Here is a 23,446-nt window from a genome sequence, read left to right on the forward strand (position 1 = left end):
GTCTGGCTTTTTTAGTATCATATACTTTTCTCTCTTGAGGGGGAGATGTGGAATTTCCCTTTTCATTTCGTGTGTTTATTTCATAAGCAAATATATTTTAGGTTAAACAATCATTTATTGAAAGATCCGGATACTCCCGTCCGGCTCGGTTTTATATTTAATATCCAGTAACTCTGTAAGAATATCTAAAGAGTTATTTATGCCACTCTTTAAATCCAGTTTTCCTGAAACCGGATATGAGGCTATGGATGGATCACATTCGATGTGAACGCCATAATAGCGTGATAAACGTGTGAATACATCTCCGGCGCGATGCTCTGCAAACAGCATGATATAATCTTTCCATGAAATGTATTCATTTACGTCCACGATGCTAACTGTTGATTGTCCGTGGGCAATAGCGATTTTCTCATTGGGTCTGATAGTTGTTTTCTGATCGTTGTTATCCACTTCCACTTTACCTTCTACCAATACGACGGATGCTATAGCGTCGTCTTTGTAGGCGGACACATTAAACGTTGTTCCCAATACTTTTACATCGAAATCCTTCGTCTTAACAAAGAAAGGACGTTTAGGGTCTTTAGCGACTTCCAGGTAAACCTCTCCTTCTACAAGAATTTCTCTTTTGTCTTTATCAAAGTCGGAAGGATAAATAACATGACTTCCGGAATTGATATACATAGATGTTCCGTCTGAAAAGGTTATGGTGGCCCTTTTCCCTTTCGGGACAATAATGTGGTTTAGTTTTTCTTTGTGACGGACAGGATTTTCTTTAGTAACATCTTCTTTGTTTACCTGTAGTGTACCATTTTTTTTGTATTCCAGAGAAGCTTCGTTGGAGAGTTTCATCCGGTCGTTTTGGGTGATCAGGGTGATCTCTTTATCTTGATGAGGTATACTATCGTTCAGTAAAGATGTTGCCAGCATATCCCAGTCGTAGGAGTTTGGCGAATATAGAAAGTTGATTGATAAGGCTGCTATCAATAACGATGCGGCAACAGAAGCAGCGTAAAGCCATAGTTTTCTTCGTTTGTGTTGTATCTGATAGCTGTTTTTCAGATCATCCAGAGATTGTTCGATTCTTTGCAGGTCAACCTTTTCGGTTTCCTGTATATGATCGATCAATGCCTGTCCGGCCTTTTTGAAAGAAGTTTTCCGTATGTTGTTTTCTGCTCTATTCATGCTTTTTTCTTTGTCTCTCTATTATAAGTACGGTGAAATTGGGAAAAGGTACTTGTAAGAAACCGAAAAAAGTTATTTTTTATTCAGGAAAAACATTTTACGTAATTGTACGAGTGACTGGGATAGTCTGTTTTTGCTGGATTGATAGTTGATATTCAATATGTCGGCAATTTCTTTGTGAGAGATACCTTTGATATAAAAAAGATATAATATTTCTTTTTGTTTGGCAGAAAGTTCCTGATAAGCCAACGACAGATTGCTTATATCTTCTTTAAGGGCAGATTCTTCTTCTGTTGTAGTGTGATATACTTCCGGTATTTCGTCAATGAAGATGAAATCATTGTGTTTTTCTTCTTTTTCAAGACTGTCCAGCAGATTGTTGCGGAAGGCTTTAAGTAAATATCCTTTTACAGAGGGTGTGTCTGATAAGTTTCGTGATTTAGACATTAGTTTTATAAACAAATTCTGAATACAGTCTTGTACCAGATCCTGATTGGCAGAAAGTCTGCATCCGTAATTCAAAAGTAATGGATAGTATCGTCTGTATATCTGTTCAAGGGCTTCTTTGTCCCCTTTCAGATAAAGTGACCATAGTATTTCGTCAGACAATTTTTCCATTAACGGCTATTTGAATTGTATAAAACTATATGGATAAAATTAAAAAATATTCTCGTATCTCGTCTGCAAATGTATGATATTTTTGTGGATAGGGTAATATTATTTCATTGTTTTCAAAAGAAAGAGATTGATCAAAAATATCAGGCGGGATATCTTTGATCAATCTCAATTGTTGTGTTTGGATTTTGCTGTCGGTTAAAATTCAGCCGGTAGCAAAGGCCAGTTCGTGTCTTTTGTATGGACTTGCTCCATTAATGTTTTCAACTCGGCAAACTTTTCAGGATTGCGGTCGATCATGTTGTGTACTTCCGAAGGGTCGGCAGCGATATTATACAACTCATATTTCGGTGATTTCTGGATATCCAATAGGATCAGTTTCCAGTTTCCCCGGATGATGGCCTGGCGTCCGTTCATTTCGTGGAATTCAAAGTAGAAGTAATCGTGTTGCTTCTGGCCTTTTTCTCCTTTTAATGTAGGCAGGATACTGATACCGTCGCATTCCGGAGTTTTCTTAGTATGGATGACTTCGGCAAAAGTAGGCATCATATCCCAGAAAGCACAAGGCTGGTGGGAGATCGTTCCTTCTTCTATTTGTCCGGGCCATGCAGCGATCATTGGTACACGGATGCCTCCTTCATATAAATCCCGTTTGATGCCGCGGTAGATACCATTGCTGTTAAAGAATTCAGGGTCGGCTCCTCCTTCACGGTGCGGTCCGTTATCGCTGGTGAAGATGATGAGTGTGTTATCATATAAACCCAGTTCCTTCAGTTTGGCAACGATCTGGCCTACATATACATCGTAGCGGTAAACCATTGCTGCGAATGTGGCATGCGGATATACCTGGGAACAATAACCGCCTTTGCGGAACATAGGTCCTGAATCGGTACCATGATGAGGCTGTTCCGGATACATTCCTCTGAATTTCTGTATAATACTGTCTTCCGGTACCAATAATTCGGCATGGGGTAAGACATAAGGGATGAAGAGGAAGAAAGGCTCTTCTTTATTGTCGTCTATGAATTTCAGGGCATGTTTGTGAATCTCGTCCTGGGAATAGGTCCCATAGGCTCCGTTTGCATTTTCAGGATAATCAATTCGTTTATCGTTATCCCACATATGGTCGGGATAATAGTTGTGTGCAAGAAGCTGGCTGTTGTATCCGAAGAACGTATCGACGAATTGCTTGTTCGGATCGCCGGTGCTGCCAACTTCTCCCAGTCCCCATTTCCCGAAAGCTCCGGTTTTGTAGCCGGCCTCTTTGAATATTTTGAAGATGGTGTTGGTACCGGTAGGAAGTGCTACTTCATAATCAGGGTTTACGCTGGAGTTGCCGCGGATGCAGGTGTTTCCGGTGTGCATTCCGGTTACCAGGCTGCAACGGGAAGGGGCGCTGACGGTCGTTCCTGAATAACATTGGGTGAAACGTATGCCCCGCTGTGCCAGTTCGTCTATATTAGGTGTCTGGAATTTTTCCTGTCCGTAACAACTCAGGTCGCCGTAACCAAGGTCATCAGCCAGGATGAATACGACATTTGTTTTCTCTTTGGCTGAAAGGGATATTGCACTGCACCCGGCGGCGAGCAGGCAGATACTGTAAAGTGAAATATTTCTTTTCATGGAATTAAGTGGGAATTTAAAAGGCTGTTTCAAAACGAAGGTTTCAAAAACAGCCTTTTATAATTAATAATGGAATTGTCTATTCAGCATTGGAACGCGGATAACCTTCATTCTGATCCATATTCTGATTCAGCAACAACTCATTGCTGGGCAGTGGGAACAGATAATGGCGGTCTACCCATCCTACAGGTTTGCTGAAGAATACGATACGACCTTCGTCGCCATCACGGTCAAGTTTCAGTTTGAAGTTTGACGGATTGGCAGAATCACCCATGTGACGTTCGTCTTCCAGGTCTGATTTCTTCAGATAAACGCCGAATTGCTGTTTATTCATATATTCAGCCTTTTTCCAACGGCGCAGGTCATCATAACGGAATCCTTCGAACATCAGTTCGACACGGCGTTCACGACGGATTTCCCACAGAACCGGATCGACCGACTGGTCTCTTTTCGGATCGAAAGAAGCATTGATCTCGCTTACTTTCATATCCGCCACATGAGCACGTTTACGTAAAACGTTGATGGTAGCATCTGCAATTCCCTGGTTGAACTGTCCTAGTTCCCAGGCTACTTCTGCATGGTTAACCATCACCTCTCCCATGCGGAACAACGGGAAGTCGGTAGAGTTCACGCTACCCGCGGAGTTTACCGGAGTAACCGTATTATAATATTTCCATACATAGTAACCGCCATAAGAAGTCATGAATCCCTGTCCCATATTATAAGAGTTTTCACGGAAATGGGGAACTTCGCGTAATATCTGGCCAGCCCACTGCAATGCCGGAAGCGTTTTAGTAGAACCGCCCGTGTTCGAGATTTGTGCCATCAGGTCTATAAATTCTTTATCCCGGGGATCATCTGTATTGGTAACTTTCGACATATCCATGTTCGTTGCCGTCGGGCTGTTTACCTTATACGGAGGACATACATTGAAATATAAACGATAATCCCTGTTGCGGAATTCAGTGTACACATCTGCATCACCGGTTTCTTTGTTACCGCCGAACATTTCGCTGGTATAAATAGGTTTACCATCCTGGCAAAGATAAGCGGCGACACCGTCCGAGCTGATTTCCGAATAATGGGAAGATGTTCTCACATAACGTGTCATATTGTGCCCTTTTCCGTCTGACAGGAAATTCTTGTAAAGCAATATACCTGTCATTCCCTGTAATTCTTCAGAATTGAACAGTTCGTCATAATGATTATGTACGGTCGGATGAGCATTGATCAACTCTGTCGAAGCCTTGTAGCTTGCCTGTAAATAGGTCATGCCGTCAGAAATGTTGTGGTATTTCTGCCAGGTTCCTTCGAACAAACCGAAACGGGAGATCAGGGCACAAACGACTTCGCGGTTGATTGTGTTTTCACCGTCCCCGTCGGGATTTATATTTTCCTTAGCGTATTCCAGCATTTCCAATACTTTGGCTGCCAGTTCCGTACGGGGAGTCCTTTTGGCATATAATACTTCCGTATCTGTATCTTTCAAGGCATTTTCTACCCATATGGCACTTCCGTAGTAAGCGATCAGTCGGTAATATTCGTTTGCTTTGAAGAAATAACCGAGACTGCGCCAGTGGGCTTTCTCCGTTTCGTTCATCTGGGAATTATCCAGATTGTCCAGCATGATGTTGATGGCACGGATACGTTCGTAAGGTTTACTGTAAGCGTCGTCCGTACTGGGAACAGTTACTTTTTCAGGCCATACCCATTGGTTCTCACTTCCCGGATTTCCATAGAAACCATTATCCGAATAGCTGTCGAAGATATATTTTTCGTTAGGACCGCCTTTTATTGCTGTCGGACCGGCATAAGCAGTCAGATACGTATAAAACTTCCAGGAGTATGTCTTGAAATTGTCGTAGCTTACGAATACTGTTTCTTCCGTCTGCTTGTCGAGCGGAAGTCTTTCCAGGTAGTCGTTGTTCAGGCATGACTGGAAAAGAGTGGTACCTATTGCCAGGAAACTTATTAATAACTTTTTCATATATAGTGAATCTCCTTTACTTTAGAATGTAACATTAATACCAAAAGAAAATTGTCTCATCAACGGGTAGGACCAGCCGGATGCTTTAGAGTCGCCTTCGATATTGGCGTTTACTTTGTTGCTGCCCGGTATCATACTGTATGAATCAGGATAGTATCCTTCCGGCAGGTGATGCCATGTGAAAAGGTTTTCACCGCTGAAGAATATTCTCAGCTTCTGAAGGTATAGCTTATTGCAAAGATCTGCCGGCAGATTGTAACCTACGGTCAGGTTCTTTAAGCGGACATACGAACCGTCTTCCAGATATTTAGTCTGGCGTTTGCTGTTGTAACTGTTGTTGCCGCCTTCTCCGTATACTCTCGGATAATATGCGTTGGTGTTTTCTTCTGTCCAGTAATCTGTCTGATAGTCAAATACGGAGGTGACGAACTGTCCGTTGGGTGCCCATAAGTCTCCAACCCATAAGTCACGTTTGCCTACTCCGGTGAAGAATAAAGACAGGTCGAAGTCTTTGTAAGAGATACCGGCATTGATACCATACTGGAAGCGAGGAGTGCTGTTTCCGATTTTGCGCAGGTCGCCCGGGTTATTTTCCGAGTTGTCACCGTCGCTGATTTTGCCATCGCCGTCGAAGTCTTTGTAAAGAATGTCGCCCGGTTTTACATTATCCCTGTTCTGTCCCAGGAAAACGGGAACGTCGTCTTTCAGTTTTCCGTCAACGAAATCATTTTCCGTATAGAAACGGTCGGTTGTATAACCCCATATTTCACCGAATTCCATGCCTTCGCGATAATACATTTTTTCGATGTTATTGTCCGAGGCATCTTTATAAGTCAACAGGTTGTCGTCATTGCTGTATTTGGTGATCTTTGAGCGGGAATCATACAGGTTCAAACCGATGTTGTAACGGATATATTTTCCGATCTTGTCGTTCCATGTGATTGCCAATTCCCAACCTTTACTACGCATATCGGCAGCATTCACTTTTGGGGCTGAAGCTCCCAGCACGCCCGGCAGCGGTTTGGCTGCGGTAAGCATATCTTTCGTATCACGCTGGTACCAATCGAAAACGATGCCCAGGCGATTGAGCAGATTCAGGTCGACGCCAATGTCCAATGTGTTAACTGTTTCCCAGGTAAATGAAGAGCTAACCAGCCCCGGAACACCCAAGGTCGTTACATATTTGTCCGTTCCCGGTAAGATCCAGTTGTAGTCATTCTTAGCATCGATAGTCGGTAGGTAAGCGTAATAATCTACATTCTGATTACCGATGCTACCCCATGATGCTCTTAGTTTCAGATTGTTCATCCAATCTTTTGTATCTTCCATGAAAGATTCTTCCGAAATACGCCATCCGGCAGAGAAAGAAGGGAAGAAACCGAAGCGGTCGTTTTTCGGGAAGCGGGATGAACCGTCGTAACGTCCGTTTGCCTCCACCAGGTATCTGCCTTTGTATGAGTAGTTCACACGATAGAATAAACTTCTGAGGGCATATTCTTTAAAGCTGTCTTCAGAGGTGATCGTTCCGGTTGACTGCGAAATAGAAGGCAATCCCTGGTTGATCGGGTCTTCACGGGTCGCTTTCAGGGATTCGTAGTACCAGTTTTCCTGGTTGTAACCACCCATTACGGAGAAAGAATGATCGTCGATATCTTTTGAATAAGTCGCAAAGATGTTGATAGCATTGGTGGTTTCAAAGAACTGTTTCATCTGGTACTTTGAATTTGTATATGTATCTTTCTTTTCTCCTGTTACCGGGGCGATGTATTTATAGATTTCATTGAATTGCTTTTCTGATCCCCAGTTGCGGTTGAAGCTGTATTCGCCGATGATATCCAATCCTTCAAGCGGTTTAACCATTACACGGCCCAGGATACGGGTGTTGTTTGCCCGGTTGATCTTGGGAGAAGCCAGTCTCAGCAGATTGGATGGTGTTCCGTAAGGAAGTAATTCGTCGTCATCTTCGGTTGCATAGCCGTATCCCAGCGGACACATACTCGGCATGCTGCTGGCAAACGACCAGATAGCGTTTTCTCCATGTTCGGAAGTACCGGATTGTGCTGTCGATGTCTTGGAGTCCGTATAACGGAAATCTGCCTGCAATGTCAGCCATTTGTTTGCATCCATACTAACGAAAGCAGATGCGTTATAACGTTTATATGAGTCTTTGTCTGTAACCAGTATACCGTCTTCATCCACCATGCCGAATGATACGCGGTAAGTCGCTTTACTGCTACCGCCTGTTACAGAGACATTGTGCTGTTGCTGGAAACCGAAGTTATCCATCATATCGTCAATCACATCTGTCTCAGCCAGGTTGTAACGTACGCCGTCTGCATAAACATAACCGTCCTTGTGTTGTCCGTTCCTGTATTCATTCAGGTATCCCAGCCATTGTTCGGTGTCCTGTCCCCCGTAGTAACGTTTCAGTCCCATATTGGCATAAGTCTGTACGGTCGTGTACGGATCAACTTTATTAGGCATGGTAGCAGGAGTGGAAAAGGAGAAGTTATTATTATAACTTACACGCATCGGCGTATCTTTTTTTCCTTGCTTGGTGGTAATCAGGATTACACCGAATGCAGCACGGGCTCCGTAGATAGCAGAAGCAGCAGCATCTTTCAGGGTGGTTACGCTTTCGATATCATTCGGGTCCAGTAAGTCGATGTCCATCGGAACGTTATCGACCAATACCAGCGGTGCGCCGTTTGTATCGTCGTTGATACTGGTTGCACCACGTACGTTCATATTGATAGTCGTACCGGGTTTACCGTTGTTGCGGCTTACCTGCAAACCGGGGATTGCTCCTTCCAGTGCCTGTGCCGTGTTGCCGACGGGGCGGTTACCCACTACGTCTTCCATTTTAACGGTTGTGATCGCGCCGGTCAGGTTTACCTTTTTCTGGGCACCGTAACCTACCACCACCACTTCGTCCAATGCCTGGCTGTCTTCTTCCAGGATTACGTTGAGGGTCGATTCGTTACCAACTTTAATTTCTTTCGTATTGTAACCGATAAAAGAAACCTGAAGGATAGCTCCGGGTTGTACGGTTAGTGAAAATTGGCCGTTCACATCGGTGATCGTTCCGTTGGTAGTCCCTTTTTCGACAATGTTGGCACCAATAACTTCCAGTCCGCTTTTATCTTTGATAACTCCGGTTACAGTCTTTCCTGTCTGTTGGGATTGAGCGGTCGAATTTATTTCGGAAGTGTTTTTTTTCATAGAAAGCACAATGTGCTTACCTTCCATTTCGTAGGTAATGTTTGTGCCGTTGAAGAGTTCCGACAATACTTTGTCAACTGTCTTTTCTTTCGCTTTAACAGAAGCCGTACGGCTGACATTTACATTATTCTTGTTGTAAATGAACAAATAATCGGTCTGTGATTCGATTGAATTTAAAATTTTACTGACTGCCACGTTATTCTCGTTCAGAGTTACCCTGGCGTTCTGAGAACTTACATTTCCTGCAATACCAGTGAATGCGCAACTCAGCAGAAGGAATGTTGATAATTTCATAATCCGTCCCAAATGGTTTGATTTATACTTTTTAGGTACAAAAAGGGTTTGACAAAGAAAATTTATCATAACTTTGTGTGGATTTAAATGTTAATAATGAGATAATTAATCGATGTTGTCTCTGATTAGCTTTCGGCCGGGGGATGTGGGGACATCTTCCGGCTTTGCTTTTTTTCTTATGGGTCTCTGTTCATGGTGTATTGATTTTAAGATGTAACATATTTATATGATTGTAATTGTATTCAAATCATCGTCTCTTATATATTTGAATGAGACGTCTTTCTGAAGAACTCTCAAGGCATATTCTATACCGTCGGTTTGCCTGAACTTTCCGGTGCAGCGGTATTTCGATACGCTGTTATTTTTTATGAAGATGTCGATGCCGTAATAAACGGAGAATTTTTTCATCAGACTGTCGAATGGTTCGTCATCCAGGCAGATCAATCCTTCTCTCCAGCGCAGATGTTCCATATTACTGATTGTATCTTTTCGCAACGTACCGTTTATTTCTGTTACTTTCTCATGGGGAGTGAGTGAAACATGCTCAGTATTGTTGGATGAGAAAACTTCGACTGCACCTTCCAGCAGGGAGGTTTCGAATGCACTCAGTTTATTCTGATAGGCGGAGATATTGAAAGTTGTTCCTAATACTTTGATATCATACTTGTGTGTTTTTACGATAAAGGGCGCTTTTTCATTTTTCGTTACTTCAAAATAGCCTTCACCATCCAGTATGACTTCGCGCTTCTTTTTCCCGAATGAAGTGGGATAGGTTAGTTTTGATTTGGAGTTGAGCCAGACCCGTGTGCCGTCTTCAAGCACCAACTCTACACGCTGGCCGGCGGGAACCATAACGGCTTGTAATCCCCCGGCTTCTTTATTGCCGGAGATAATCCAGATCCAGGAGAGAGCAAACAGTAGAGCGACAGAAGCGGCGATGCTCGCTACTTTCCAAAGAATAAATGATTTATTCTGAACTGAGAATGCTGTCGCGTTCTCAGTAGGCTTTGTATAATGTATTAATAGGGCATTCCAGATTTTGCGCTCTTCCAGATACTCCCGGTAATTGTCACCGGAAGCCTCCGCCCAATCCATGATCAGTTTTTCTTCCTGGGGGGAAGTTTCGCCTCTGAAATATTTATGTAGTAATTCTTTTTCCATTCTTTCGTATTGATTCAGGTTCCCGTTCAGGGGCCTTTCATACTAATAACACCCCATTCCCGGATTACCCTAACGAAAAAAGAAAAAAAATTACATCTTTTCAGATCAGCGCTGATCACAGATCGGCGAAAGCATGCAAAATATATGTGTGTTTAACTTGGGAATCAATGTCTTATTTGAAATAACTATGTTCCTTGACTACGGCTCCTTTGTCATCGAAATAAACTTTCATTTCTTTTCCTTCGCGTGTCACCAGGATAACTTTGTATTTAACATAAGTGCTGTTATTCGACACGTAAACGGATTTTATCAGACAATCCTGATAGACATTGTTTACACCCTCCTGAAGTATCTGGGGGATATTCGTAACGTCTATTTCATAAAACTTATCCTGTTTTTCTACCTGTGTTTTGTTGTCCGGTGCGTTTTGTGCCTGAAGCTGTGACGTAAAAGCGGTGCACATGGCAATCGCTGTCATTAAAATAATCTTTTTCATACTTTCTTTTTTGCCTTAAAACTAAAAATCTAAATTTACCTATTGCCCCATATTCTTCAATTTCCGTGCCAAAAAGATGAGATGAACTATTCTTTCAGATAACATGTTCTAAATGGGCAGGTTAATTTTTTATTGATTAACCGGGGTAAAAAGAAGTAAATCCGTCAGGTGGGGAATTTCTCCATACTTGTGTGGATTTTTCTACAGGAAGAAGTACCTTCTGTAAGGAATCGAAGGAGAAACAAAAAAATTACTACCTTTGTCAGGTTGTGATAGAAATAAAAGATTGCATGATATATAATGTATAGAAAATCAAGATGAAACAAACGAGTATACTAATCACTATTCTCTCATTTTTTCTGTTGACGGCTTGTGTGACAAAGCAGGCTAATGAGACTGTTGTAACAGTCACGATTGAACCTCAGCGCTATTTTGCGGAAAAGATAGCAGGAGATAAATTCAAGATAAATTGTGTAGTCCCTGCCGGGCAAAGTCCTGAAACATACGATCCTACTCCCCAGCAAATGATACAGATCGGAAGAAGTATCGCTTACTTGCGCATCGGTCCTATCGGGTTTGAACAGGCCTGGATGGATAAGATACGTGAAAATAATCCGAAATTACAGGTGTTTGATACTTCTGAAGGAATGAACCTGCTGACAGATACGGAAGACGACGACCATGCACATGAACATGGCACCCACGATCATGATGCCCATGCCGGAGAGGAGGCGCATCACCATCATCATGGTGGAGTCGATCCGCATATATGGAGTTCGATTGCCGGAGTCAAGGCTGTTGCCTGGAATACGTTGAATGCTTTTATCGCACTCGATCCCGACAATACGGAGTACTTTTGGCAGAACTATAATAAACTGGTGGACGAGATCGATAAAACAAATACTGAGATAAAGCAACTGCTTGACCCGTTGACCGACCGTACATTTATTATCTATCATCCGGCACTGACTTATTTTGCCAACGAGTTCAATCTCACGCAACTTTGTATCGAGATGGACGGCAAAGAACCTTCACCAGCACAACTGAAACGGTTGGTTGAAACAGCGCGTGCCAATAATGCCCGTGTCGTATTCATTCAACAGGAGTTCGATCAGAAGAATGCCGAACTGATTGCCAAAGAGACAGGTTGTAAACTGACTGTAATCAATCCGTTGGCTTATGACTGGACTAAAGAAATGATTCATATTGCAAAAGCATTGGCTGATGGACAAACTCATTGAAATAGATAAGATAACAGCCGCTTACGGGAATAAGACTGTTTTGAAAGACGTCTCCCTGACTGTATGGAAAGATGATTTCCTGGGCATAATCGGTCCTAACGGCGGTGGTAAAACAACACTGCTGAAGGTGATTCTGGGATTACTTCAGCCGGTATCCGGTGCGATACGTTTTTATCAGAATGGGGTTGAAGTTTCTTCTTTACGGATTGGTTATCTGCCTCAGTTGAATAATATTGACCGTAAATTCCCTATTTCCGTATGGGAAGTGGTCGCTTCGGGACTGGCTGCTGAAAAGCCTCGCTTCCGTTCTTATACGGCTGTCCAGAAGGAGCGTATTGAGGTGGTGATCCGGCAGATGGGGCTCGAAGATTTGTACACCCGTTCGATCGGAGAGTTATCGGGAGGGCAGTTACAACGTGTCTTGTTAGGCCGTTCGATCGTTTCACGTCCGCAATTATTGATTCTTGATGAACCTAACTCGTATGTCGATAAACGGTTTGAGTCGCGTTTTTACCAGTTACTGGAGGATATCAATAAAGAGAGTGCCATTATTCTGGTCTCTCACGATATCGGAACGGTCCTGGCAATGGTGAAAAATATTGCCTGTGTGAACGAGACTTTGCATTATCATCCCGGTGTGGACGTTTCGGAAGAATGGTTGGGCGAAAAATATGCCTGCCCGATCGAGTTGATCGGACACGGGAATCTGCCGCACCGCGTATTGAAAACACACGAACATTAATATTCTTAATTCCACCATGTCACACACACTTTGCTTAATCTCATTACCGGAAGCCGGTATTATCGTAGGCATTGCCGTTATCCTGTTCGGATGCAAGGCCGTTACGCAAAATCCTTTTATCTCCAGAGGACAGAAGATTGTATGGATACTGATCATTATTGTTCTCAACTGGATTGGTCTGTTATGGTATTACTACACCTATTATATGAAGAATAAAGACTGAGTTATGAAGATATTGATTACAGGTGCAAGCGGTTTTATCGGTGGTTTTCTGGTAAAAGAAGCGTTGCGCCGGGGATATGAAACCTGGGCGGGCATACGTGCCACAAGCAGCCGTGAAAACCTACAGGATGAACGGATTCATTTTATTGATCTCAAATATAACAATCGGGAGGCATTGACTGCCCAGTTGAAGGATTTTGTCCGTGAGCAGGGCGCCTGGGATTATGTTATCCATAATGCAGGTCTGACAAAGACGCTCGATAAGCGGAATTTCTTCCGTATCAATGCAGAGAATACGCATAACTTCATAGAGGCATTGGCTGCTGCCGGTTGCAAACCGAAAAAGTTTCTGTTGATGAGTAGCCTGAGCAGTTATGGGAGGGGAGACGAGGTGAATTTCCGTCCGATTCGCCTGGATGATCCGCAACAACCGGATACTGCCTATGGTAAAAGTAAACTGGAAGCGGAGAACTATGTGCGCAACCAATCTCATTTCCCTTATGTGATCCTACGTCCGACGGGTGTGTATGGCCCCGGTGAAAAGGATTATTTTATGGAGATCAAAAGCGTAAAGTCGGGATTTGACTTTGCGGTAGGATTCATACCCCAGCGTATTACATTTATATATGTAAAGGATCTGGCGAGAGTGGCGTTCCTGGCGTTGGAAAATGAAACAATCCTTAACCGGCATTATTTTGTGGCAGACGGAGATGTGCATACCGACGAGTCATTTGCACGGATGATACAGGATATAGTAAAGAAAAGACATGTGCTGCATGCCCGCATCCCGTTGGGATTGGTTCATGTAGCGTGCCATTGCTCCGAGTGGATAGGCAAGTTGTTGAATAAGAGTATGACACTGAACACCGATAAATATATCATCCTGAAGCAGCGTAACTGGATTTGCGATGTTACGCCACTTCAGGATGAACTAGGTTTCACTCCTGAATACCCTTTGCGCAAAGGGTTGGAGGAAAGTATTGAGTGGTATTGTAAGGAAGGGTGGCTGTAGATCAGTCCACCTTTTTTATGCTACCGAAACCTGCCCTTTCCTCTTTAATGGAAGGGTCTCCTTTATACCTGATATTCCCACTACCGGCTATCTCGGCATAGATATTATTCGTTGCATGAGTTTCCAGCAAACCACTGCCGGCTATCTCACACGATACGTCTGATAGTAAGAAATTCAGTGCATGTATTTTCCCGCTACCGGCAATCTCGAATGCCGCTTTCTCTCCCGTACCAGCCAGGTTGAATGTTCCGGAACCGGCTATTTCACCTTTAAACTCATTCGCATACAAGGTAAGTGCATCTACGATACCGCTACCGGCTATAGATACTTCCAGTTGGTTTACCGTGACAGTATCTTTCATGTGAAGCATGACACTGCCCGCCAGGTTGAATTTGATCTTGTCGTTCGAAGACAGCTTGCTGTTTACATTGAATTTTTCTGCACCGGCCAGATCTACCTTCTTCAACTGCCTGGAATTGGAGGTAATGGTGAATTGGGTCGGACGGAGGCGGAGTGTTTTATTTTCTTGTTTAGGGCGGATGACAAGCTTATTATCATCCGTCTTGAAATCGAAAAGGTCATAAATGTTCTGATCGACTATGACAGTCAGTGCAGGTGCCGATTCTTCCTGAGTGTAATTGAAAACGGCTGCCGATGCATCGACGCTTATCTGATCGTAGTCTGAAATGTCGATCGTATGTGTCGTTACATTTCCGTCCCCTTTTACAGCAGGAAAAAATATACATCCTTGGGCAAGTAAAAGGATACTGCCCAATACTATAAGTGATAATTTCTTACTCATCTTATTTTACTTCTTCTACGGAGCCTTTACCAATAATTTTCTGTTGAACGGCTGTCGGGCCTTTATAACGGATTTTGCCTTTGCCGACAACGTTTGCCTTGAGGTTATTGGTGGGGTGAACTTCCATCGTTCCGTTGCCGGTCATTTTGCAACTCAGTTCAGGAACGTCTACGCCGAAAGCCATGATCTCTCCGCTGCTGGTGATGCTGTATTCACCTTCCTTGGCATTTCCTTTTTTCAGGTTGATAGTGCCGGAGCCGTTGATGCTGCACTCCAGTTTGTCTACTTGGAGGTCATTGACTACCATATTGGCACTACCGGAAACATTCAACTCCAGTTTTCCTACTTTTATCAGTTCTTTTAGTTGTACCAGGCAGTTGGAGTTTGCCTTAATCTTTACCTCGTCACCAGTCAAAGAACTATTTATCATGAAATTCGCATTTCCGGCGGCTTTTACTTCTTTCAGCCATTTGGAGTTGGTTTTTACAATGAATTTGGTATAGTGATCCACTTTGGCACCTTTGAAACCTACAGAAAGTTCGCGGTCTTTTATATTGATATTGACGTATTCATGCAGGTTTTCATCAACCGTTACTTCGATATAGGGTTCTGCATTCGACTGTTCATAGTTGAAATCGATAACGCCGTCAATCTTGATGGCATTGTAATCATCGATCTTTATTTTCTTTGTAGTAAGGGTACCGTTGCCCTTCACATGATCTGCCGCCTGGACTGTAAATAACAGGCCCAGCAACATGATAATAGATAATAACCCTTTTGTTCTCATAATTTATTTGTTTAGTATTGCCTTTTCTTATAATAAATAGACGTGACTCCGATGCGGTCGGTTACAAAAATAGGAGTAATTTAATTTATAATTCCTACATTTCGTATATTTTTATAGGGAATTAAGTTTTGGAATTATAATAAATAACCCGGATATCACTATTCATCCAATGCCTTGATGAAAAGTAACTCCGGGTTTTCCAACTCCCAATATAATGATCTCTTATTTTATGTGGTCGATATCGCTGGAACCGCTTGAATGCTTTTTAACTTCCGGGTTACCTTTGTATTTGATATCGCTGCTTCCGGATGCGTTGGCTTCCAGTTTTTCGGTAACGGTTGTGAAAATGTCACTGCTACCGCTTGCTGAACATTTCAGTCTTTTTATGACGAAGTCGTATGCTTTGATATCACTGCTGCCACTGCAACTATATTTTCCGTCGTTTGCTTTTCCTTTCAGATTCATGTCGCTGGAGCCTGAGGAGTGGGTATCTATTTTGTCACAAATCAGATCTGAGATTTTCAGGTCGCTGGCCCCGCTCAGGTTGATTTTGCACAGGCTGGTTATGCGTATCGGTTTTTCCAGATAAACATCACTTGCTCCGGAAGCACTGATTTCCAGGTTTTCTCCGGAGAGGGAGCTGCGCAGATAGAAATCGATGCCCCCTGATACCCCTAATTTATTTAATTCTGATGAATGGGTTTCTATAATCAATTTGCTCGGATTAATACGAGTGCCGCGTTCTGTCTCTATCTGAAGTACGTCTCCGTTTGAGTTGAATTTTAATTCGGAAAGGAGGTTCTCGTCGATGGTGATCTTTAAGCCGGATTTACCGCCCTTCTGTGTGTAATTCACTTGGGGAGACTGGTTCTTGCCGAAGAAAGAGTTTCCGCCTGTTTCGATTCCCTGGCCTACTTTTATCTGTTTATAATCGGAGACCTGGATCTCTTTGGTTATTATATTACCGTTCCCTTTGATTTTCTCTGCAAAACAGGATATAGTGCTGAATGCGATTAAACTGATGATGGCGAATGTAATTCTTTTCATGATGTTCGTTTTTAAGTTATGTTATTTAGTTTGCACTTTTTAATTTACCGGAGCCGATGATACTTTTGCTCGTAGTTGGATTACCTTTATAATAGACATTCCCGCTTCCTACGATGTTTGCTTCCAACTGATTTCTGGTATGAGTCTGGATATTTCCGCTACCGGCTATGTTGCATTCCGTTTTGCCGGTGACGCATTCGTAGGCTTTAATGTTGCCGCTTGCTGCCAGGTTGTATTCTGCGCGGTCCGCTTTTCCTGCAATCTGGATATAACCGCTGCCTGCCAGGCTGCATTCTATTCCTGCCAGATCGATATTGGAGGCTACTACGCTCCCGGAGCTGGCCAAGTTGATTTCCAGCTTGTTTCCTTCTACTTTCTTTTCCAAAAGAATATTGCCGCTGCCTGCCATATTGATTTCCAGTTTTCCGATATTTATCGGACTGGCAATAATGAAATCACCGGAAGATACCACGTTCAACTCTTTTATTTCGCGTGAGTTGGTTATAACCTTAAATTTGGTCGGTTGGAGGTTATATGAATTACCGTTACGACTATTTTCCTTGATCTTTTTGGGACCGATTATCAATTCCTTGCCGTCTACCTGTGCTTTCAGTAACGGAAACAGATTCTCGTCGATCATGATTTTCAGATAAGGAGCGGCATCCGATTGTTCATAAACAAACTCCATGACTCCGACTGTCGATATTTCATTATAGTCGCTGATAGAAATTTCTTTGGTAATGATATTTCCGTTTCCTTCCACTTTTTCATTGGTGAAAGCAAATCCAGTCAATGTGGTCAGTAAACAGGCAATAAGAAGGGATACTTTTGTTTTCATCTGTATAATTTTTTAGTTCTTTTATTTATAAGACGAATGCTATTGCGTTTAGGTTGCAGATTTGAAAGACTTTTTTGGGAAAAAAGCGAAAAGAAAAGGGATGGACGGATAAAAAGAAAACCGCAATCCATATAATTAACGGATGCGGCTTCTTTGCTTTCCAACGAAGCAGTCTCACGATTCCTCCTTTGCAAAGACTTGTTAACCTTAGATCTAAAATACTATGAAAAAAACTCATTGCAAATATAAGAGGAATTATAATATGTGCAATATACTATCGTCTCAATTTATTGTAAATTTGTCACTTTATGACGTAAATGTTACAATTTTTGAATGATTTGTTACAGTATACCGAACTTTTTCGGGATAGAATCCATAATATCAAACAGTTCTGACACTGTTTCAGCCCGTAACATGGCGACACGTGTTTGCTTGAAATCGCTAATTCCTTTGAACAATGGAGTAGCTGCCAGGTGGCGTCGGATATGCAAAATACCGCGTCGTTCGTCCAGGCGTTCCACACTTTGGTTGACCTGCTGTTTAAGGATATCCAGATACCAGATGAATTTTTCTTCCGGCAGTGCTTCTCCGGTAGTCAGGAAATGTTTCACTTCACGGAATATCCAGGGGCGTCCGATACTTCCGCGACCGATCATAACGCCATCTACTCCATAATTGTCGAAACGCTGTTTGCATATTTCGGCAGAGGTCACATCGCCGTTGCCGATAATGGGGATATGCATCCGGGGATTATTTTTTACCTCACCGATCAGTGTCCAGTCCGCTTCGCCGGTGTACATCTGGGCACGGGTACGGCCATGGATGGAAAGGGCAGCGATGCCACAATCCTGCAACTGTTCGGCCAGGTCGACGATTATTTTATTATCCGCATCCCATCCCAGACGTGTTTTAACCGTAACCGGAATATTGACGGCTTTTACTACTTCTTTCGTTATTTCAAGCATCAAAGGAATGTTCCGGAGCATACCGGCACCGGCACCTTTGCCTGCCACTTTCTTGACCGGACAACCGAAGTTGATATCCAATATATCAGGACGGGCAGCTTCGCATATTTTGGCAGCTTCCACCATTGCATCTACTTCTTTTCCATATATCTGGATAGCGACCGGGCGTTCATCTTCGGCAACGGTCAATTTTTCCTGTGTCTTGTTTACGCTGCGTATCAGGGCGTCGCTCGATACAAATTCCGTATAAACCATATCCGCACCGAATCGCTTACACATCAGACGGAAAGAGATATCCGTTACATCTTCCATCGGTGCCAGGAATACCGGGCGTTCACCTAAATCTATTGAGCCTATCTTCATACCTTCTTATTATAGACCACAAAAGTACAGCTTTTTCCGCGAAGATTTATGATGGAACTGTCTGCAATCAGGGTAATTGTATCCAATTAAACAGAGTTAGCATTTTAAGTGATACAATATAACAATCGGATTTTCATCTCCATTTATCTTTTTTAGAATGTCTGGAGCAGTTTTAAGCATACCTTTATCTCGCAGATAATCAATAGTTGAAGCAGGGGTGCACTGTATAGATATTTTTTTGTTCTTATACCAATGTAACGGGGCAATAGGTACCCCATGATCTATATCATTATTTATTCCCCACATGGTCATCCAAAAATCAACATTTGAAATATCATTCCATTTATATGGAGTAGATGTGGATAATATTTTACCACTCTGTTTATCATAAAGCATTATGAATGATTTTTCCTTATATACATACCTAAAGCAAATAGATTCAGGGAATTCTATTATATCGTAAAGAAATAGTTCGGTATTTGTTGGTATAAAATTCAAGAGTGAATAAGAACTTTTTAAAGATTCTTCACTTAGATTCCTCTGCCAGCAGAATGCTGGAATGATTGTATCTTTAGTCAAACGATAAATAGTATCATTTGTCATGGTTGAAAACAATACTCCCGAATCACTAGGTATACATCTTGTTAACTTAAAACCTGATTCTTTTGATGGAGATATTTTATCATTTGAAAAATTGTTTTTCATCATTATTGTATCTCCTTTTCCCATATTGCTAAATATGCCAATTCCGAAATGTCCTTTTGCCTCAAAAGGTATGCCTTCAGAGCTAGTCTCAACGACTCGTCCTTCTCCAATAGGATAAGAGTAAAAACTCATTCTCCCTCCCCGATCGAACGCTTCTTCAAATTTCCCATTAAAATTGTATATTGTTGTCTGATACGCCCCGGTGATATATAATTTACTATCTTCTTCTACTGAATACATACTTATAGGAAAAAGAAGTTCTCCAGGGCCTTGTCCATATTTTGCTACTTGTCTAATGAAATTCCCTTTTATATCAAATTGAAGTACTCCGCATGTAGGGTCGGATAAGACAAATATATAATCCTTGGTAAGGATTACATCCATTATTTTCCCAACCATTGAGCTGTTGTCATCAGTTAATTCTAATGGAATATATTCTATTCTTTCAATTTCATTTTTAATAGAAATTGCATCATTGGAATTTACATAAGCTCTAACATCAATGGAAACAAGCTTATTTTTTGTCGTTTCTGCCTTCTCATTACATCCTATAATAATTATTGATAATATGAGTATAGGATACATTTTAATTTTATAAAACTTCATATCTTATAGTATTACATGATTTTTGATTAAGTTATGCGCAAATATAGAATGACAGGAATAATAAATAGCTACACTTTAGAGTAGAGAAATCATTTATACGTGATTTTTTTGAGAAGATGTCGTAAAATTGATTATAATGTTCGTATTTTTAGCAGACAGTAAAAAACAAGACATGAAAGAATTTAGTGTAGAGAAATTTTTTGATCCTGTTAAGAGGCCAAAGATTGATGGCGATCTGAATGAAAAGATGAAGAACAGTATGGATATTGTTCATCGTATGGCATGTACCTTGAATCACTCTTTGTATGTGATTGATTATCTGAAACAATCATTTGTCTATGTGTCTCCTGATAAATTGTTTTTGTGTGGCTACTCTATGGAGCAAGTACTTGAGTGGGGGTATTCATTTTATACCAGGGTCGTTCCCGAAAATGATTTGAGACGTTTATTGGAAATCAATAAGGCCGGTTTTGACTTTTACTATAAACTTCCGATCGAAAAGCGGTATATGTATTCTATTGAGTATGATTTCGACCTGGTGCATATAAACAAAAAAGTAACCAGGGTAAATCAACGGTTGATACCGCTTATAATTAATAAGGCTGGAGATCTTTGGTTAGCGGTATGTGTTGTGACACCACTATATTCGAAAGCTAAAAATAAAACGATCATTAAAAATTTCAATACAGGGGAGCAATTCATATACCAGGAAAAGGAGAAATCCTGGTACAAAAATACTTTACCACTTCTTACAGTTAAAGAGAGACTCATTTTGCAACTGTCTTCCCAAGGTCATACAAATGCAGCTATAGCCGAAGAATTGTCATTGAATGTGAATACTATCAAGTTTCATAAAAGGAATATATTCCAAAAACTGGATGTTGAGAATTGTATTGAAGCAATTACAGTGGCATCCCATTGGGGATTAATTTGAAATGTAGCAAAATAAAGATCCGGACATGGATTAATTATTCTTTTGATGCGGTTATCCAGGCCTTTAATAAATAATCTACTACGTTTTATAGTAGATTAACTATGTATTATAGTTGTATTACTAGAAAATATAGTTATATTTGTGCATTCCTTTAATAAAACAACAGATTATGAAACGATTGACATCGAAAGAAGAAGAGATATTGGGCTATTTTTGGGCGAAAGGCCCTCTGTTTGTCCGCGAACTTCTCGATTTGCAGGAGGAACCCAAGCCGCATTATAATACGCTTTCAACCATTGTTCGCACATTGGAGGAAAAAGGATATATCGGTTATAAGGTATTTGGAAATACACATCAGTATTATGCATTAATCTCGGAAGACGAATACCGGAAGAAAACCCTGAAGCAGGTGGTCGATAAGTATTTCGATAATTCCTATACTCGTGTCGTCTCTACTTTGATTGAGGAAGAGGCGTTGACTCTTGACGAATTGCAAGAGCTGATACAACAGATTAAAAATAAGTAAAAACGTAGGCTTATGGGAGCTTTACTTCTGTACATACTGAAATCCACTATTTGCCTGATATTATTTTATTTAGGCTTCAAGGCGTTGCTTAGTAACGATACGTTCTTCCGTTTCAACCGGTGGGTGTTATTAGGAGGGATAGGGATCTGTATGTTGCTGCCGGTCATAAAGATACAGACTTCCGAACCTTTGTTGATACAACAACCGATAATTCATCTGGAAAAGATGATAGCCGGTGAGGAAACTGTTGCAATTCATCTTCCGGATAATAATTCCGGAGTGGATATAACTCCCGTAACCGGGCCGGCAAGGATGATCGATTGGGGACAGATCATAGCTCTCCTTTATTGGGCAGGAGTTGTTTTTTGTCTGATGACAACGTTGCTGTCGTTCAGAAAGATGTTTGTTTTGATTCGGAGTGGCCGCAAATTGCAACAGGGGCGCTATACATTAATAATAGTTCCTTCCTGTGTGTCCCCTTTCAGTTGGGGACGTTATATTATTCTTTCGGAAGAAGATTATGAGAAATATCCTGACGAGATTCTGACGCATGAAATGATGCATTTGAAATCTCATCATTCCATTGACCTGCTTTTTATGGAGTGTATTCTTTGGCTTCACTGGTTCAACCCGGCTATCTGGCTATTGAAACGGGAGTTGAAGGATATTCATGAATACCAGGCCGATAAAGGAGTACTTACCCAAGGCGTCGATGCAACAAAATATCAACTGTTACTCGTGAAAAAAGCTGTCGGCTCCAGCCTCTACACTCTTGCCAACAGCTTCAATCACAGTAAAATTAAAAAACGTATTACTATGATGTTAAAAGGTAAATCAAACAATTGGGCCCGGTTGAAGCTATTGCTCCTGGTCCCTGTAGGACTTATCGTCCTGAACGCTTTTGCCCGTCCGGAAGTAAACCGGCAGTTGGAAACGCTTGTACAGAGCAAAGATAAGGAAACTCCGCCGGAAGAGCAACAGGATATGAAGAGTTTCTTTAAGACGGAATTGGATAGTTATATGAAAAAGGTGGAACCGCAAACCCGGTTTGAACCTGATGAAATTATAGCTTTCATGAAAAAGAATACTGAGCCGAAGGATTTATTTATCAATGCTAAAGGTGATGTGCTGTTGAATAATGATTTTGCAAACTATAAAGAAAAGGAACAATTCTTGACCAAGTTGCAGGATTTATTTGAAAAAAGTAAAAAGCCTGTTTCCTTCTATTTCCTTATTGACATAAATACTCCGGAGGAAGCTACTGAGGCCGTTTTACACTTGGTAAAAGAGGCATTTGATAAGCGACAAAAAGTTGTAGGTGTTGATAAAGCCCCCTTCCTTCTGTTTGAGGATGCCAGAAATAATAAGAATTTTCCGGGAAAAGTAAGTATGGCTCAGTCTTCAAAAAAAGGAACAGTATATATTATCCAAAACAAAAAAGTAGTAGGAGCGATAAATGGTGATGTTGCAGACTACAAGCTCCCTGACTTTTCTAAAGATATGGTTACTATCCAACCCGCTGGAAAAGATGTGTCTTCATCCCGATTAAATAGTGTAAAGGATATGATTGAGAAAAATGGTTTCTCATGTCAAATTAATACAAGTGTATTTAAAAATGGAGATGCGCTTCCTCCTCCACCACCACCAAATCCGGATGCCTATGTCGCTTTCAATTATAAAAATGGGGGAAAGGAACAAGGGCTTATTGTATATGAGCGATATCTTAAGAATACAAATGAGATTGACAAGCGGTTCAACAGTATTTATAATGATGATATTTCATCTGTTACTATTACTATACAAAAAAAGGCTCCGGGCGATATGCTTGAAAGAGTTGAAAAGTATTTGAAAGAAAGAATTAAATATGACGTTGAGTATATCGCTAAAAGAGAGTGATCTGATTGGTTGAAGAAACTGTTTTGATTTTATTGTTTGACTACAGTATAGAAAAAATTGAGTTATCTGTTTATAGTGCCGGGAGTAACCAATTCCCCTCTTGAGAGGGGATAAGGGGTGTGTTAAAGCTAGTTATAAGGCGGAATTATAACACACCCCCTTCCCCCTCTCAAGAGGGGA

The 23,446-nt window shown here is 41.5% G+C and carries 20 protein-coding genes; 7 read left to right on the plus strand and 13 right to left on the minus strand.

What is annotated here, in order from left to right:
* Positions 1 to 114 precede the first annotated feature (114 nt).
* The 7 genes from NBH14_RS10815 to NBH14_RS10845 form a co-directional block, all read right to left on the minus strand.
* Entirely contained in the window at positions 115 to 1,182 is a 1,068-nt protein-coding gene (locus tag NBH14_RS10815) for a FecR family protein (protein WP_186958487.1), read from the minus strand.
* 72 nt (positions 1,183 to 1,254) lie between these two features.
* On the minus strand, positions 1,255 to 1,800 hold the full coding sequence (locus tag NBH14_RS10820; RefSeq protein WP_128133132.1) for an RNA polymerase sigma factor: 546 nt from the start codon (positions 1,798 to 1,800) through the stop codon (positions 1,255 to 1,257).
* 195 nt (positions 1,801 to 1,995) lie between these two features.
* A complete protein-coding gene (locus NBH14_RS10825; RefSeq protein ID WP_186958486.1) occupies positions 1,996 to 3,420 on the minus strand; it encodes an arylsulfatase in 1,425 nt (474 codons plus the stop codon).
* Between the two features lie 79 nt (positions 3,421 to 3,499).
* Complete coding sequence (locus NBH14_RS10830) at positions 3,500 to 5,407, minus strand: RagB/SusD family nutrient uptake outer membrane protein (protein WP_186958485.1); 1,908 nt, start codon at positions 5,405 to 5,407, stop codon at positions 3,500 to 3,502.
* A gap of 21 nt (positions 5,408 to 5,428) precedes the next feature.
* Positions 5,429 to 8,923, minus strand: coding sequence for a TonB-dependent receptor (locus NBH14_RS10835; RefSeq protein WP_250817426.1), 3,495 nt, complete (start codon positions 8,921 to 8,923; stop codon positions 5,429 to 5,431).
* A 222-nt stretch (positions 8,924 to 9,145) separates the two neighbouring features.
* Positions 9,146 to 10,084 carry a FecR family protein gene (locus tag NBH14_RS10840; protein ID WP_186958483.1) on the minus strand — a complete coding sequence of 313 codons (939 nt, stop codon included), beginning with the start codon at positions 10,082 to 10,084 and terminating at the stop codon, positions 9,146 to 9,148.
* 172 nt (positions 10,085 to 10,256) lie between these two features.
* Positions 10,257 to 10,580: a hypothetical protein gene (locus NBH14_RS10845; RefSeq protein WP_128133127.1), complete on the minus strand. Its 324-nt coding sequence runs from the start codon at positions 10,578 to 10,580 to the stop codon at positions 10,257 to 10,259.
* Positions 10,581 to 10,897: 317 nt separating this feature from the next.
* Here NBH14_RS10845 and NBH14_RS10850 point away from each other — a divergent pair, with 317 nt between their 5' ends.
* Genes NBH14_RS10850 through NBH14_RS10865 form a run of 4 tightly spaced genes read left to right on the plus strand, consistent with a single transcriptional unit; the run spans position 10,898 to position 13,797 of the window.
* Positions 10,898 to 11,821 (plus strand): metal ABC transporter solute-binding protein, Zn/Mn family, encoded by a 924-nt coding sequence (locus NBH14_RS10850; protein WP_186958482.1) that lies wholly within the window; start codon positions 10,898 to 10,900, stop codon positions 11,819 to 11,821.
* Positions 11,805 to 12,563, plus strand: a complete 759-nt coding sequence (locus NBH14_RS10855; RefSeq protein ID WP_007655805.1) for a metal ABC transporter ATP-binding protein — start codon at positions 11,805 to 11,807, stop codon at positions 12,561 to 12,563. Before NBH14_RS10850 ends, NBH14_RS10855 begins: the two co-directional genes overlap by 17 nt.
* Before the next feature lie 16 nt (positions 12,564 to 12,579).
* On the plus strand, positions 12,580 to 12,786 hold the full coding sequence (locus NBH14_RS10860; RefSeq protein ID WP_007655804.1) for a hypothetical protein: 207 nt from the start codon (positions 12,580 to 12,582) through the stop codon (positions 12,784 to 12,786).
* 3 nt (positions 12,787 to 12,789) lie between these two features.
* Positions 12,790 to 13,797: an NAD-dependent epimerase/dehydratase family protein gene (locus tag NBH14_RS10865; protein ID WP_186958481.1), complete on the plus strand. Its 1,008-nt coding sequence runs from the start codon at positions 12,790 to 12,792 to the stop codon at positions 13,795 to 13,797.
* Between the two features lies 1 nt (position 13,798).
* Here NBH14_RS10865 and NBH14_RS10870 read toward each other — a convergent pair whose 3' ends face one another.
* The 6 genes from NBH14_RS10870 to NBH14_RS10895 form a co-directional block, all read right to left on the minus strand.
* Entirely contained in the window at positions 13,799 to 14,599 is an 801-nt protein-coding gene (locus NBH14_RS10870) for a head GIN domain-containing protein (RefSeq protein ID WP_186958480.1), read from the minus strand.
* 1 nt (position 14,600) lies between these two features.
* Positions 14,601 to 15,386 (minus strand): head GIN domain-containing protein, encoded by a 786-nt coding sequence (locus NBH14_RS10875; protein ID WP_186958479.1) that lies wholly within the window; start codon positions 15,384 to 15,386, stop codon positions 14,601 to 14,603.
* Positions 15,387 to 15,608: 222 nt separating this feature from the next.
* On the minus strand, positions 15,609 to 16,433 hold the full coding sequence (locus tag NBH14_RS10880; RefSeq protein WP_128133122.1) for a head GIN domain-containing protein: 825 nt from the start codon (positions 16,431 to 16,433) through the stop codon (positions 15,609 to 15,611).
* A 25-nt stretch (positions 16,434 to 16,458) separates the two neighbouring features.
* Positions 16,459 to 17,271: a head GIN domain-containing protein gene (locus tag NBH14_RS10885; protein ID WP_128133121.1), complete on the minus strand. Its 813-nt coding sequence runs from the start codon at positions 17,269 to 17,271 to the stop codon at positions 16,459 to 16,461.
* Between the two features lie 341 nt (positions 17,272 to 17,612).
* Positions 17,613 to 18,599: a tRNA dihydrouridine synthase DusB gene (gene dusB / locus NBH14_RS10890; RefSeq protein ID WP_186958478.1), complete on the minus strand. Its 987-nt coding sequence runs from the start codon at positions 18,597 to 18,599 to the stop codon at positions 17,613 to 17,615.
* Between the two features lie 96 nt (positions 18,600 to 18,695).
* Positions 18,696 to 19,910 (minus strand): DUF4934 domain-containing protein, encoded by a 1,215-nt coding sequence (locus NBH14_RS10895; RefSeq protein WP_186958477.1) that lies wholly within the window; start codon positions 19,908 to 19,910, stop codon positions 18,696 to 18,698.
* Positions 19,911 to 20,082: 172 nt separating this feature from the next.
* Between NBH14_RS10895 and NBH14_RS10900 the strand changes: the two genes are divergently transcribed.
* The 3 genes from NBH14_RS10900 (at position 20,083) to NBH14_RS10910 (ending at position 23,266) form a co-directional block, all read left to right on the plus strand.
* Complete coding sequence (locus NBH14_RS10900) at positions 20,083 to 20,844, plus strand: helix-turn-helix domain-containing protein (RefSeq protein WP_250817428.1); 762 nt, start codon at positions 20,083 to 20,085, stop codon at positions 20,842 to 20,844.
* Positions 20,845 to 21,013: 169 nt separating this feature from the next.
* Positions 21,014 to 21,370, plus strand: a complete 357-nt coding sequence (locus NBH14_RS10905) for a BlaI/MecI/CopY family transcriptional regulator (protein WP_010801464.1) — start codon at positions 21,014 to 21,016, stop codon at positions 21,368 to 21,370.
* Between the two features lie 12 nt (positions 21,371 to 21,382).
* A complete protein-coding gene (locus tag NBH14_RS10910) occupies positions 21,383 to 23,266 on the plus strand; it encodes a M56 family metallopeptidase (RefSeq protein ID WP_186958475.1) in 1,884 nt (627 codons plus the stop codon).
* Positions 23,267 to 23,446 lie beyond the last annotated feature (180 nt).

Source organism: Parabacteroides caecihominis (assembly GCF_023656785.1).
GTDB classification, from domain to species: domain Bacteria; phylum Bacteroidota; class Bacteroidia; order Bacteroidales; family Tannerellaceae; genus Parabacteroides; species Parabacteroides segnis.

Excerpts from the sequence above, each read along its gene's own strand:
- NBH14_RS10815 (WP_186958487.1), bottom strand. The coding sequence starts at position 1,182 with ATGAATAGAGCAGAAAACAACATACGGAAAACTTCTTTCAAAAAGGCC.
- NBH14_RS10820 (WP_128133132.1), bottom strand. The coding sequence starts at position 1,800 with ATGGAAAAATTGTCTGACGAAATACTATGGTCACTTTATCTGAAAGGG.
- NBH14_RS10825 (WP_186958486.1), bottom strand. The coding sequence starts at position 3,420 with ATGAAAAGAAATATTTCACTTTACAGTATCTGCCTGCTCGCCGCCGGG.
- NBH14_RS10830 (WP_186958485.1), bottom strand. The coding sequence starts at position 5,407 with ATGAAAAAGTTATTAATAAGTTTCCTGGCAATAGGTACCACTCTTTTC.
- NBH14_RS10835 (WP_250817426.1), bottom strand. The coding sequence starts at position 8,923 with ATGAAATTATCAACATTCCTTCTGCTGAGTTGCGCATTCACTGGTATT.
- NBH14_RS10840 (WP_186958483.1), bottom strand. The coding sequence starts at position 10,084 with ATGGAAAAAGAATTACTACATAAATATTTCAGAGGCGAAACTTCCCCC.
- NBH14_RS10845 (WP_128133127.1), bottom strand. The coding sequence starts at position 10,580 with ATGAAAAAGATTATTTTAATGACAGCGATTGCCATGTGCACCGCTTTT.
- NBH14_RS10850 (WP_186958482.1), top strand. The coding sequence starts at position 10,898 with ATGAAACAAACGAGTATACTAATCACTATTCTCTCATTTTTTCTGTTG.
- NBH14_RS10855 (WP_007655805.1), top strand. The coding sequence starts at position 11,805 with ATGGACAAACTCATTGAAATAGATAAGATAACAGCCGCTTACGGGAAT.
- NBH14_RS10860 (WP_007655804.1), top strand. The coding sequence starts at position 12,580 with ATGTCACACACACTTTGCTTAATCTCATTACCGGAAGCCGGTATTATC.
- NBH14_RS10865 (WP_186958481.1), top strand. The coding sequence starts at position 12,790 with ATGAAGATATTGATTACAGGTGCAAGCGGTTTTATCGGTGGTTTTCTG.
- NBH14_RS10870 (WP_186958480.1), bottom strand. The coding sequence starts at position 14,599 with ATGAGTAAGAAATTATCACTTATAGTATTGGGCAGTATCCTTTTACTT.
- NBH14_RS10875 (WP_186958479.1), bottom strand. The coding sequence starts at position 15,386 with ATGAGAACAAAAGGGTTATTATCTATTATCATGTTGCTGGGCCTGTTA.
- NBH14_RS10880 (WP_128133122.1), bottom strand. The coding sequence starts at position 16,433 with ATGAAAAGAATTACATTCGCCATCATCAGTTTAATCGCATTCAGCACT.
- NBH14_RS10885 (WP_128133121.1), bottom strand. The coding sequence starts at position 17,271 with ATGAAAACAAAAGTATCCCTTCTTATTGCCTGTTTACTGACCACATTG.
- dusB (WP_186958478.1), bottom strand. The coding sequence starts at position 18,599 with ATGAAGATAGGCTCAATAGATTTAGGTGAACGCCCGGTATTCCTGGCA.
- NBH14_RS10895 (WP_186958477.1), bottom strand. The coding sequence starts at position 19,910 with ATGAAGTTTTATAAAATTAAAATGTATCCTATACTCATATTATCAATA.
- NBH14_RS10900 (WP_250817428.1), top strand. The coding sequence starts at position 20,083 with ATGAAAGAATTTAGTGTAGAGAAATTTTTTGATCCTGTTAAGAGGCCA.
- NBH14_RS10905 (WP_010801464.1), top strand. The coding sequence starts at position 21,014 with ATGAAACGATTGACATCGAAAGAAGAAGAGATATTGGGCTATTTTTGG.
- NBH14_RS10910 (WP_186958475.1), top strand. The coding sequence starts at position 21,383 with ATGGGAGCTTTACTTCTGTACATACTGAAATCCACTATTTGCCTGATA.